12 protein-coding genes are annotated in these 13400 nt (G+C 33.9%); 6 read left to right on the top strand and 6 right to left on the bottom strand.

The window, feature by feature from the left end; genetic code table 11:
- Nucleotides 1–26: 26 nt before the first annotated feature.
- The 5 genes from DG435_RS25195 to DG435_RS25175 form a co-directional block, all read right to left on the bottom strand.
- Nucleotides 27–1733 carry a hypothetical protein gene (locus DG435_RS25195; RefSeq protein ID WP_106794814.1) on the bottom strand — a complete coding sequence of 569 codons (1707 nt, stop codon included), beginning with the start codon at nucleotides 1731–1733 and terminating at the stop codon, nucleotides 27–29.
- A 117-nt stretch (nucleotides 1734–1850) separates the two neighbouring features.
- On the bottom strand, nucleotides 1851–4343 hold the full coding sequence (locus tag DG435_RS25190; protein WP_106794813.1) for a T9SS type A sorting domain-containing protein: 2493 nt from the start codon (nucleotides 4341–4343) through the stop codon (nucleotides 1851–1853).
- A 132-nt stretch (nucleotides 4344–4475) separates the two neighbouring features.
- Nucleotides 4476–6653: a T9SS type A sorting domain-containing protein gene (locus DG435_RS25185; RefSeq protein ID WP_106794812.1), complete on the bottom strand. Its 2178-nt coding sequence runs from the start codon at nucleotides 6651–6653 to the stop codon at nucleotides 4476–4478.
- A 155-nt stretch (nucleotides 6654–6808) separates the two neighbouring features.
- A complete protein-coding gene (locus DG435_RS25180; protein WP_106794811.1) occupies nucleotides 6809–7402 on the bottom strand; it encodes a hypothetical protein in 594 nt (197 codons plus the stop codon).
- Nucleotides 7403–7519: 117 nt separating this feature from the next.
- On the bottom strand, nucleotides 7520–9196 hold the full coding sequence (locus tag DG435_RS25175; RefSeq protein WP_106794810.1) for a tetratricopeptide repeat protein: 1677 nt from the start codon (nucleotides 9194–9196) through the stop codon (nucleotides 7520–7522).
- 90 nt (nucleotides 9197–9286) lie between these two features.
- On the opposite strand from DG435_RS25175, the gene DG435_RS25170 reads away from it, so the two are divergent.
- The 6 genes from DG435_RS25170 to DG435_RS25145 all read left to right on the top strand — a co-directional run bounded on the left by DG435_RS25170 (nucleotide 9287) and on the right by DG435_RS25145 (nucleotide 12773).
- Nucleotides 9287–10228, top strand: coding sequence for a 2-hydroxyacid dehydrogenase (locus DG435_RS25170; protein ID WP_106794816.1), 942 nt, complete (start codon nucleotides 9287–9289; stop codon nucleotides 10226–10228).
- Entirely contained in the window at nucleotides 10222–10842 is a 621-nt protein-coding gene (locus DG435_RS25165; protein WP_106794809.1) for a hypothetical protein, read from the top strand. The genes DG435_RS25170 and DG435_RS25165 overlap by 7 nt, the downstream gene beginning before the upstream one ends.
- A 25-nt stretch (nucleotides 10843–10867) precedes the next feature.
- Nucleotides 10868–11284, top strand: coding sequence for a response regulator transcription factor (locus DG435_RS26055; protein ID WP_106794815.1), 417 nt, complete (start codon nucleotides 10868–10870; stop codon nucleotides 11282–11284).
- Nucleotides 11285–11385: 101 nt separating this feature from the next.
- Nucleotides 11386–11907, top strand: coding sequence for a DUF4199 domain-containing protein (locus tag DG435_RS25155; RefSeq protein WP_106794808.1), 522 nt, complete (start codon nucleotides 11386–11388; stop codon nucleotides 11905–11907).
- 13 nt (nucleotides 11908–11920) lie between these two features.
- Nucleotides 11921–12379, top strand: a complete 459-nt coding sequence (locus tag DG435_RS25150; RefSeq protein WP_106794807.1) for a DUF1801 domain-containing protein — start codon at nucleotides 11921–11923, stop codon at nucleotides 12377–12379.
- 10 nt (nucleotides 12380–12389) lie between these two features.
- Nucleotides 12390–12773, top strand: a complete 384-nt coding sequence (locus DG435_RS25145; protein WP_025665767.1) for a VOC family protein — start codon at nucleotides 12390–12392, stop codon at nucleotides 12771–12773.
- 65 nt (nucleotides 12774–12838) lie between these two features.
- Here the strand turns inward: DG435_RS25145 and DG435_RS25140 are convergent, their stop codons facing one another.
- Nucleotides 12839–13261 carry a hypothetical protein gene (locus DG435_RS25140; protein ID WP_024769902.1) on the bottom strand — a complete coding sequence of 141 codons (423 nt, stop codon included), beginning with the start codon at nucleotides 13259–13261 and terminating at the stop codon, nucleotides 12839–12841.
- Between the last annotated feature and the right edge of the window lie 139 nt (nucleotides 13262–13400).

Below are 13400 nucleotides of genomic sequence, written 5' to 3'. Positions count from 1 at the left end.
ATACGTAGGGGTACGTAGAAAATTATCTAGGCAATATTCTGAATAAACTTCTCTAATTCTTCTCCCGAAGAAAGCCCTATTTTTTTACGAATACGATACCTTGTAGATTTTACTGAATCTATTGATGCATTACGAACAGTCATGATTTCTTTGATTGATAAATTCAATCGAAGCAATGCACACATATCACGTTCAGTTTTGGTAAGAGATGGATATAATTTTATGAGTTTGGTATCAAATCCTTGGTTCACCTCATCAATTTTAGATTGTAATCCCGATAATTTACTTTCTGTTTTGATCTGAACTTGTAACTCTGAAGTCAAGGTGTTAATTGCTTTTTGATTTTTTTCAGAAGCTTCTGGGGCTATTTCATTTTTTAATCGATCCAGTAATTCTTGTTTAAATTCCAGGCGCATACTATTATCTGCAATTAATCGTTTGGTCTCTTCCTCACCAGCTTTCACTTTGGCATCTAGTAATGCCTTTTGGGCTTTTTCTTTTTCAAGCTTTTCATTTAGTATTCTAGCTCCATTTTGATAATTTCTACGAACCAATACCCCTATTACTATAGCACCTATGGCAGTTATAAGAAACAACACCATATACAACCATTTCTTTGAAGCTTCGGTTTCAGCTAATAAAGTTACTTCTCTTTTTTCTTGTGCAAATTTAAGACTATCCAAAGCGAGTTGTTGCTTATATTTATATCTAGATTCCAGATCAGCCATCTTTCGATAGTTTATTTCATTTTTACCTTTTTCTTGAAAAATATTAAATTGCTTATAAGATAAAAATGCATTTTTATAATCCTCAACATCTTCATAGCTTTTACTAAGTCCCAAGTAACGCATATGTATAATCGCTTCATTTTTTTGCTTTTTAGACATTGCGATAGATTGTTTATATGCTTTTATAGCCTCATATGGTTTTTTCAAGTTTCTATAAGTGAGTCCCAAAGCATAATATCCCGATTCTAATCCAATTTGATTATCATTCTTTTTATGCATTATCATGGACTTCTTAAGATAAGGTATGTTTTCTTTATATTTTTTTTGACGCCTTAAAAAATCTGCATAGTTAGCATTTGTTGTCGCCATTGCCCCAACATCATTAATAGAATCAGCAAGTTTTACTGCCCTAAGATGGTGATCTTCTGCTTTTGCATACTCTTTTAGATTTAGATACAAGGTACCATATCGACTTAAGGTTCTTATTTTTTCTTTTATGTTATCATATCTTTTGCTTAATGCATATGCCGAATCCAAATTGACCTTAGTTTTTTCAAATTCTGATTGATATATCCAAAGCCAGGCGATTTGGGAATACGTATATGATAACGTAAAGGTTTCTCCTGCAATTTCTTTTAATTTCAAGCTCTCTTGAAGATATTTCAGAGCGGCACTATACTTATTTTCTCTTCTTAAAAAATAAGCTAAGCGCTCCAAAATAAGTGACTTTTTCAATAAAAACCCATTATTTTCTTTGTCCTTTTGTAAAAGCCGTGAGTCTAATATATCTAATGCATCTTCTAAATATTTCCTTGCCGATGTGGGATCGGTATTAATTATTTCTAATGCTTTGATATGTAATTTTTCGACCTGAAGACTATCTTCTTGTACTTTATGTGATTGAGAAAAGGTTTTGGTATAACAAAGTATACTCTGTATTAACACAATACATAATATAACTTTGCTTTTAGAGAACAATTGAAAAACAAGAGATATTAACTTCATTTGTAGACAGGTTGTTCTCAAAAATACGACAATAAATTCATTATCCTTTTTTAGTCAAAAAGTAAAAATCCGCTTGATTATCAAACGCGTTTTGAAAGCATATTGAAATAAAAAGATTTATTCTATCACCATTTTTTTAGTATCTATCTTTCGACTTCCCACATATAGAGTATAGAAATATGTACCTGTTGCCAATCCATCACTATTGATATTCAACTCTCCATTTCCGCTTTGTTTAATAGCAACTGTAGAAACCAACTGTCCAATCGAATTACTAAATATAACCGAAGCATTGTTGATGCCGTCTGGCAGATAATATTTAATAGAAGATGTATCATTAAACGGATTTGGAATATTTTGATATAAAATCGGTGTATTCCCTTTATTGGAATTACCTGAATCACTGCAAGCACAACTTTCTAGAGACTCCATACGACTAATTAAATCATCAATTTGTGCCTGTTGAGCTGTAATTTGTGATTGCTGATCGGATATTTCTGCTTGCTGTGTAGTATTTTCATCCTGAAGCGATGTTAATATAGTAGAAAGATCAACGGTAACAGAACTTCCATTTTGAATGGCAATCGTTAATTCATTATTTGTAAGCGTAGCAGAAGTAAGGTTTTGGCTATCAGTTCCTGTTCCATCCTGTAATATTGAAAGATCGATGCTATTACCACCAGTAATGCTTAGGCTTCCTGCACTAAAACTTAATGTTTGTGCATCAGTATTATCTAAATATCCTGATAAATCCACTGTACTTCCATCATTAGTTAGACTCAAAATATTACCTGATAAATCCAGGTCCTGTTGATCTGTATTATCCAAGTAATTAGAAAGATCAATAGTATTTGTTCCACCAGAAAGACTAAGCGTATTCGTAGCCAGAGAAAGTTCTTGACTATCCGTATTATCCAAATATCCAGATAAATCTATAGTGCCCGAATCACCAGATATGCTCAAAGTATTCGTAGTTAATGATAACGCTTGTGCATCTGTATTATCAAGGTAATTAGATAAATCAATTGTATTGGTTCCACCAGAAAGACTAAGCGTATTTGTTGCTATTGAAAGTTCCTGACCATCGGTATTATCCAAGTATTTTGAAAGATCTACTGTTTTAGTAGCCTCTGCATCATCTAATAAGGATAATTCGAGATCATCACCATTTAATTGAAATTCATCTATCGTTTGATCATCGGTATCAGTATTTGTATCTATGGTCGAATTTACCCATTGCGTGCCATCCCATACAAATAAAGAAGAAAGATCAGTATCATATACAAGCATTCCGGCTTCAGCTGCTGCCAAAGGATTACCGTTTGCCGCAGCAGTTTCCATAGCAGTACGTTGTACAGTAGTTACTCTATTCACCAAAAATCCTTTATCTACATCTGCCAGTTCTAGCGATGCATTTTGGTTTGGTGTCGAAGTCGCAATTCCCACACTTAAGCGGTCTGCGGTTGTAATCCCTCCTAGCACCATACTATTACTAACCGTCGAAGTAGCTCCAGCTCCAATTGCCACGATATAATTACCTTCTACAGTAGCATTAGCCCCGAGTATTACATTATTTGATCGATCTGCACTTCCATTAATTTTTGCTTCGTATCCAATAACTACATTATTATTACTTCCATCTTGATCGAAGCCTGCATTATACCCCATCACTACATTATTAGCTCCTTCTTCATTTCGCCTTCCTGCGCGCCAACCCACAAAAGTATTACGTTGGGCATTTGTAGTACTATTACTCACATTATTTCGCGAACCAGCCTGATAGCCAATAAACGTATTAAAATTTGCATGTTCATTTCTGGTTCCGGCTTCTGTACCAATAAAAGTATTTTCGGTTCCCGCACCATTATCACTTCCGGCTCCTCCTCCAATAAAAGTGTTATTATTTCCTGTAGTGTTATCTTCTCCACTGGACCCAGAAAAACTAAACGCACCATCTAAAGAGTTTACAGCTTGGCCGCCAACAAATGTATTTCCTTCTCCAATGGTATTAGCACGCCCAGAATTATATCCTATAAAAACATTATCATCTGCGGTTGTAGTATTATATCCAGATTCTTCTCCTATAAAAACATTACGATCTCCGTCTTGTATTTCATATCCAGCTCTCTTTCCAATAATAACATTATCCCTAAAATCAAAATCTGTTCCTAATGAACTTCCAAAACTATATCCCCCGGCCTCTGTACCAATAACAACATTGTCTCTACCAGCGTCATTGAAGTACGCTGCTTTAAAACCAATATAGACATTTTCATTTCCGGTAGTTGTGTTAAGACCAGCAAAAGATCCAATAAAAACATTCTCATCTCCTGTAACATTATTATACCCGGCATCATTCCCTATAAAAACATTATCATTTGCGGTCGAAGTGGTATTAAAATTTATAGACCTGCCTGCTCTATACCCAAGTAAAGTGTTTCTAGAAGAACTGGCTAAAAAATGAGCCGCAGAGTCACCAACCACAGTATTAAAATCTCCGGTTGTTATGCCTATAGCTGCATTAGTACCAAGTACCTCATTTCCGTCTTGTGCATAGATGACAAAAGTGAATAAAAAAAGTATTAAAACAAAGGGTAGTTGTCTTTTCATATAAGGGGCTTTGAAAGATCTTTGGCCGCAAAGATATGGTTTTTCATTTCACCTAACATAATATTAACAGTGGCATTATACTGTTTAACAACAAAATACGTGGGAGTACGTATGTAATTTTGCCGCAATAAATTATTCTATCACCATCTTTTTGGTATCAATTTTTCGACTTCCAACATACAAAGTATAAAAATACGTGCCAGAAGCTAATCCATCGCTGTTGATATTTAACTCTCCATCTCCGCTTTGTTTAATAGCAACTGTAGAGACCAACTGTCCAATCGAATTACTAAATATAACCGAAGCATTTGTGATCCCTTCTGGTAAATAATACTTAATCGAAGATGTCCTGTTAAACGGGTTTGGGATATTTTGATACAATATTGGTGTATTACTTTTATTAATTTCACCAACAACATTGTTCTCCAAAGCTTCTATGCGAGTAATCAAATCATCAATAAGCACTTGTTGTGCCGTATTTTCGGTTCGCAAATCAACAATTTCACTTTGTGCATCACCAAGATCTGATGTTAACGAAGAAAGTACAGGTGCTAAATCTACCGATACTGAAGCACCATTCTCTATGGCAATTGTTAGATTAGTTCCACTTAAACTTGCTGAAGTCAAATCCTGTGTATCGGTATTGTCTAAATATCCCGAAAGATCGACTGTAGTAACATCATTGGTTAGACTCAACGTGTTTCCTGATAAATCTAAATCCTGAGCATCTGTATTATCCAAATACTTAGACAAATCAACAGTTTTAGTAGCCTCTGCATCATCTAATAAGGATAACTCAAGATTATCACCATTTAATTGAAATTCATCTATCGTTTGATCATCGGTATCCGTATTGGTATCTATTGTCGTGTTTACCCATTGCGTACCATCCCAAACAAAAAGTGCAGAAACATCGGTATCATACACCATCATCCCTGCTTCAGTAGTAGCCAAGGGATTACCATTCGCTGCTGCAGTTTCCATAGCGATACGTTGTGCGGTGGTCACTCTATTCACCAAAAAACCTTTATCGGTATCGGCTAGTTCTAATGATGCATTTTGGTTGGCAGCTACTGTACCAATTCCAACACTCATGCGATTAGTGGTTTGATCTCCCCCTAATGCCATTGTATTTGCGTTAGTTACATCTACATCATATCCTATTGCCGCAGCATATGAGTTGGCGGTACTACTTAATGAACCAATAGTAATTGACCCTCTATTACCAGTTGCTCGAGCTTGGTGACCTATAATAACCTGATCATCTCCAAAAACGTCAACAGCATTTCCTATAAATGTATTCCGATTATTTTTTCCTGCACTAGGACCACTAGCTCCCCAACCCGTAAAGTTGGCATTCCAACCCATCCCCACGTTATCAGAACCTGTTCTATTGATACCTCCTGCCATAGCTCCTACATAGGTGTTTCGATTGGCATCATTAAAATTATTTAATCGATTATTATCCCATCCGGCTCCATAACCAATAAATGTATTTCCATCTGCATGATTACTGTTGGCTCCAGCATCAAACCCTAAAAATGTATTGGCATAACCATCGGTATTATCCTGCCCGGCTCCAGCGCCTATAAATGTATTTCCTTCTCCATTTGTATTATCCTCTCCCGGCGAGTCGTTTGTACTGATCAACGAATACACGGGGCTAAATCCTTCAATCGCGTTCTCCACGGCAAACGGGCTTCCTCCACCAACAAAAGTATTTCCACTTCCTGTAGTATTACTCAAACCTGCAGAATTACCTATAAATGTATTGTTAGAGGCCGTTGTAGTGGATCGCCCCGCATCTTCACCCACAAATACATTATCATCTCCTTCGGTTAGATCCTTTCCTGCTTCCTCACCAATTAACGTATTATCATGAGCTGATGTTAAACTCTGCCCTGCTCTATGGCCTATGACCACATTCTCATTTCCAGTAACATTTCTGGCTACATAATTACCGATAAAGATGTTCTCAAGGGTGTTGGTAGTTTGATCTGCACTAAATACTCCAATCACCACATTATCTCGATTGGTGAGTTTAGCTCCTGCCATACCCCCTATTAAAATATTTCTGGAAGTAGTCGTTAAAGACGCTCCTGCACCGGGACCTATAGCTAGGTTCCAATCTCCAGTAGTTAACAATGACCCTGATGTAAAAGTGGTAGTACCATCATAAGGAAAAGGTGTATTGCTGGCATTAGATTGATTCGGGGTAATCGCAGATCCATCAATTTGATTTCCAGTTTGGGCATTTGAAATCATTGGGAATAAAAAAAGCGTAAAAACGAAGAGTAATAGTTTTTTCATATTCTGGGGTTTATTAGGTGTAGCGCCCCAAAAATAGTCTAAACCTATTGTTTTAAGGTAATTTTAGCGGTGTCAAAAGGTGTCATTTTAGTAGAAATGAGTGGTGAGGTTTGGGGTACTTACTCAATAAACTTTAGAGAATGATTTCGTAAAGTCTAAGCCAATTCCTGGATAAATTTTTCGAGTTTGATTCCTTGAGGGATACTCATTTTTTCCCGAATTTGTTCCCGTAGTAATTGGATAGTATCCAGAGATAAATTTCGAATTTTCATGATCTCTTTGGCAGATAATCGGAGTGAAAACAGAGTGCATACTTCACGTTCATAAAGAGTAAGCTCGGGATATAATATTTCTAATTTGCTCTCAAAACTATGATTGATATCTTTTGTTTTTTGAGGTGCCCCTACCAATCTCTTTTCATATGCTACCTGAAATTGTAATTGCGCACTTGACAAACATAACTTTTGTGCTTCACTCGATGGATCTGTTGCATTAATTTCATTCTTTAGTTTATTTAGTATTTCTTCATTCAAAGACAATTGTTTGTTTTTGTAAGACAAAAGCTCCTTAATTTTTTCTTCTTTAATGGCTAGCTTTTGATTGAGCAATAAACACTCTTGCTTCACTTGTTTCATCTTTAATCGATACTTATGAATTGTAAGTTGTAAATATCCGATAATGATCAATGTCACAATGAATGCTATTACGATAACATCTAGAAAAGTAAATACAAGTAATGATTCTATCATATAAAAAGATTTTATACAATAGTATTTACAAGCTCAATCTGTTCCAAAATATCCAGGTGTCAAAATGTGTCAAAGGCCTTTTCAGCCCTAAAATACGTAAGGCTACGTATAAGAAGTTTACGCCAAATCACGAATAAATTTTTCAAGCTCTATATCTGATGGAACATTCATTTTTTTACGAATTCTTCGTCTCATAGATTTTACTGAGTCTGAAGATACATCGCGAATGGTCATAATTTCTTTGATTGATAAATTGAGTCGTAATAATGCGCATACCTCGCGTTCACCTTTGGTAAGATCTGGGTATATTTTTTTTAATGTATCATCAAAATTCTGATTTACATCATCAATCTTTTCCTGAAGTCCTGAGAGTTTTCCTTCGGTAGAAATTTGTCTTAGCAATTGTGTCGTTAAAGAGTTTAACGCTATAATCATATTCTCAGGGTCTCCGTCAATAATTTCACTCTTTATCTTATTTAGTAATTCTTCTTTAAATGCCAAGCGCATACTGTTATCTGCAATAAGATGTTTTATATTTTCTTCTTTAGCTTTGATTTGTTGATCTAATATTGTTTTTTGATTTTCAAATTCTATTTGAGTCATTTTTGACCTCTGGATATAATTACGTCTAACCAAATATCCGATTATGATTGCACCAACAACAGAAACCAAAAGTAAAATAAAATACCATCTTTTTTTTGAAGCTTCAGTTTCGGCTATCAATTCAACTTCACGCTTTTGTTGAGCAAACTTTAAACTATCTGCTTGTTTTTCTTTTTCAAACTGATAATTCAATTCAAGGGCTTGCATTTTTTTAGCATTCTGAATATTAAAGATCGTATCGTTGTATTTTTTATAAATGCGATAATTTTCATGTGCATCTTTATAGTTTTCTATTTTGGCGTACAAATAGCTTTTACGTCTATATGAAACTGCAATTCGTTCTTTGAAACCTTCATCCAATGCAACCTGTAAGGAGGAGTCTGCATACTTCAACGACTGTTCCCAATTTTTAAGTTTCATATAATCATGGGCTAGGTTGAAGTACTCTACACAAATGGAAAGTCGTTTTCCTATTTCTTTATAATATGCTAGGTTAGCTTTTTTTAATGGTGTAGATAGATCATACCTCCCTTGTCTTGAATACAAAACCGCCATGTTACCGTATACTCCATGCAGATCTTCTTTGCTATTGATCGTAGTAAACATTTCTTCTGCTTTTTGATAGCAAATTAAAGCCGAATCCTGTTGTTTATTTTGTCGATAAGAAACTCCTAGCATATTGTATCCAGCTCCTATCCCAAACGTATCTTTCACTTTTTCTTTTAGAACTATTGCTTTTTTATAGTTTTCTATAGCTCTTCGATGTTCTTTTTGATAGCGATATACCAAGGCCATGTTATGATATACATCGGCTATTTTTGAAACATTGTTATTTTGCTCATAATACTTTAATGCTTCTACATAATATTCAATCGCTTTTGGGTACTCTGCCTTTCTTCGGTGCACTACACCCAATTGTACATACAATGCCGTTCTAAACTTTTGATAATGGTCTTCCGTTTTATTTTCGAGTAATGTCAATCCTTGATCAAAATAGTCTTCTGCCAAACTAAAATCTCGCTTTAACTGGTATTTACCAAGATCAAGCATGGCCTTTATCTTAGTTGTATCTTCTATAGAGGCATCTAATACAGATTTAAGACGCACCAAAGTAGTATCAACCCCTTGTGAGAAAAGTGTTGTAATACTTACAAACGAAAGAAATAGAAGTATATTTTTTTTTATTTTCAAGTTAAATACTCTTAAAATATGGTTTGATTATTATCAAAGATACTGTATCTAATCTTTTATTAACTAATTTTGATGATCTATACAAAATATATGAAAATACTTCACCTAGATACAAACCATCCTCTGCTTTTAAGTCAACTCAAACAAGTTAGTTTTCAAAATGATGAAGATTACATTTCTACAAAAGAAGAAATCCAATCCAAAATTCATAGTTATAATGGAATTATCATAAGAAGCCGATTTACCATTGACAAAACTTTTTTGGATAAAGCCAAAAACTTAAAATTTATAGGACGTGTAGGTGCTGGATTAGAAAATATCGATATCGAATATGCAAAGAAATTAGGGATCAAACTATTTAACGCACCAGAAGGGAATCGCAATGCAGTGGGTGAGCATGCACTAGGAATGATATTATCGTTATTTAATAAATTAAATAATGGAGACCAAAGTGTACGAAACGGACAATGGTTTCGCGAAGAGCATCGAGGCGTAGAACTTGATGGAAAAACTGTGGGTATTATTGGATATGGAAATATGGGTAGAGCCTTTGCAAAAAAATTACGTGGTTTTGCTGTCGAAGTTATTTGCTATGATATTAAAGATGATGTAGAAAACAGCGATGCAACACAAGTAGACCTTGATGAATTCTTTGAAAAAACCGATGTTTTAAGCCTACACACTCCAGAAACTCCAGAGACTATAGGAATGATCAATAACACGTTCATCAATAAATTCAAAAAACCATTTTGGTTCATCAATACTGCTCGAGGAAAAAGTGTAGTTACCGAGGATTTGGTCAAAAGTATAGAAGAAGGAAAAATATTAGGAGCAGGATTAGATGTTTTGGAATATGAAAAGTCATCTTTTGAGAATTTATTTACCTCAGAAAAAGATATGCCAAAAGAATTTAAAGAACTCCTTAAAATGAATAACGTAATCTTAAGTCCACATGTTGCAGGTTGGACTGTAGAATCTAAAGAGAAATTAGCACAGACAATAGTTGATAAAATTAAAGCAGAGTTTTGTTAAAAGAAGTATTCATAACGTTACTATCCAACTACATAAAGGATACTGATTATATAGAATCCTTATGGGACGATATCGTAAAATATCATGGTAAAAAGAACAGATACTATCATAATCTGTCACATCTAGAGCACCTTTATCATAATTTGGTTGAAGTCAAAAACCAAATCAAAGATTGGGATATGGTTTTATTTGCTCTGTTTTATCATGATTATATCTATAATGTACTAAAACAGGATAATGAGGAACAAAGCGCAAAAAAAGCGACAGAGATACTACATTCTTTATCAATTGATGAACATCAAAGTCACCTCTGTGAAGAAATCATCTTAGCCACTAAAGGACATCATGTTTCAGAAAATAGTGATGTAAACTATTTTACTGATGCAGATCTCTCTATATTAGGAAATGATTGGAAAAACTATGAGGTGTATTACAAAAACGTAAGGAAAGAATATAAATACTATCCTGATTTTATGTATAACAAAGGAAGAATCAAAGTTTTAAATCATTTTATAAATATGCCAGCTATCTTTAAATCTGAACACTTCTATAAAAGGTTTGAAGCTAATGCAAAACAAAACCTTCAACAAGAAATTGATTTGCTTTCAAATTAAATTTCAGTTTTACTACATTTATAGAGTGAGGAAAACAATTTTTACTTTTGCCGCTTTAGTCTTAGCAATACTAGCTCTTTTTCAGTTAAGTAAATATACTGTTATTGCAGGTGATACATCAATAGAAACTGTAATTGCCATAATTGCTGTTATTTTTTTTGTAATTGGCATAGTTATAAATAAAAGAGTCTTACACAAAAAGAAAAATCCTGCACAGGAAATAGATTATCAAAAGATTGAAGAACTGGGGTTAAGTAAACGAGAATATGAAGTATTATGCCAGATTGCTATGGGATTATCAAATAAGGAGATAGCCGAAAAACTCTTTGTTTCGGAAAGTACTATAAAAACTCATGTTTCTAATATGCTGGTAAAACTAGATGCAAAACGTCGTACCCAGGCTATACAAATTGCAAAAGAACTACAAATTATACCTCTTTAGGGCATTTCAACCCTATATATTGTAAATTTCATACTTTAGTATGAATGCTATTTATTAGTCTAAATTTACTTTTGAGACTAACAATAAACACATATAAATCAATGAAAAATACAATTATACGTTATGGATTACGAAGCGCCATTTCTATATGTCTGTTAGCGCTTGCAGGATGGTTTTTAGGGAAAAACCTGGATTATTCTATTCAAGAAGTAATTGGGTATGCTGGTATTATAATATCACTACTTTTTGTCTTTCTTGGCATTAAACAGTATCGAGATAAAGAAAATAATGGTATTGTTTCTTTTGGAAAAGCATTATTGATAGGTATACTTATCACTCTTATTGCCGCTTTGGCATTTGGGATATTAGATGTAATTTATATAAAATACATTAATCCGGATTTTATGGCAGAATACTATTCGTATTATGTTGAACAAATGAAAAGTTCTCTCCCAGAAGCCGAACTTAAAATTAAATTGGCCGAGTTAGAAGCTCAAAAAGAGTTATTTTCTAACAGGTTTATGAGCTTCTTTTTAATGTTTGCAACGGTCATGATTGTTGGGTTTATCATTTCATTAATTTCTGCGTTGATCCTTCAACGTAAACCTATAAGAAGTAACTAAAAAATCAAAATACATGCAATACGAAGCTAAAACACCAGATGAATATATCGATGTTATTCCTGAAGAAAGAAAAGAGGTTATGCAAAACCTTAGAAAGGTGATTAAAGAAAATCTTCCCAAAGGCTTTTCTGAAGTGATCAGTTATAAAATGATTGGTTACGTTGTACCTCATGAGCTATATCCTAATGGATATCATTGTGATCCTAAACTACCATTACCATTCATGAATATTGCTTCTCAAAAGAACTTTATAGCAGTGTATCATAGTGGTATTTATGCAAATCCAGAATTAATGGACTGGTTTGTGGGCGAATATCCTAAGTATGTAAAAACAAAGTTAGATATGGGCAAAAGTTGTATTCGTTTCAAAAAAATAGATCAGATTCCGATGGAATTGATCGGCGAACTATCAACCAAAATGACTCCGCAGGAATGGATTACCATGTATGAATCTAAAGTAAAAAACAAATAACAATATAACTATGAAACGAGTAACAGGAATAGGAGGCATATTTTTTAAAACAGCTGATCCAAAAAAAACAAAAGATTGGTACAGGGATCACCTGGGTTTTAATACAGATGATTATGGCTGTACATTCTGGTGGAAAGATAAAGAAGGCAATGATTGCTCTACACAATGGAGTCCCTTTAAAGACGACACTACCTACTTTGCACCAAGCAAGAAAGAGTTTATGATGAATTTCAGGGTAGAAAATCTAACTGAACTTCTCGAAGTTCTTAAAAGTGAAGGGGTAACTGTTATTGATAAAGTAGAAGAATATGAATACGGTAAATTTGGATGGATTGTAGATCCAGAAGGTAATAAAATTGAGCTTTGGGAACCAGTCGATAAAGCATTCTTATAAAACCTCATTAAAAAAAGGTTGGCTATATAGCCAACCTTTTTTTATATATAATTTCATTTAGAATATTACATAAAGAATAAAAGAGATGCTACAATCATCCAGCAGCCCACTATTATTCCTATGATACCTAGCTTACCTTGTTTGGGAGCTAATTTCTCTCTAAGGCGATTTGCTTTTTCTTTTGCCTCTTCACTTTTGGATAAAAAATATTTACTGATGAGACCAAATCCAAGCATAAATCCTAATGTTGCAGAAACAATATTCCCTGCTAACAAGGTTATCCACCAAATAGGATATGTTGTAAGCCATCCCAGATTTAAAATTGCAGAAATAATACCCCAGATACCCCAAATACAAAATATAAATCCAATCCAACCCTGATAAGGTTCGATTTTTTCTAAAAGCTCTTTTGCATTTGGTTTTTTAGATAATAGTAATGATGGTACTGCAAGAATACTTAAAACGATTAATGAGATTCCCCATATCATAGTTTTCAAATTTAAAAGGTTAGTATTTGTTTTTTTATTCAAAGTTGTTATACCAAATATAGCAATAAATATGACTTATCAAAATACACCGTACTATAGCTATCCTATATACTAATAATTTGTGCTTACAAACATTCTT

Source organism: Aquimarina sp. Aq78 (assembly GCF_900299525.1).
GTDB lineage: Bacteria > Bacteroidota > Bacteroidia > Flavobacteriales > Flavobacteriaceae > Aquimarina.
This window is presented reverse-complemented; position numbering and strand designations above follow the sequence as displayed.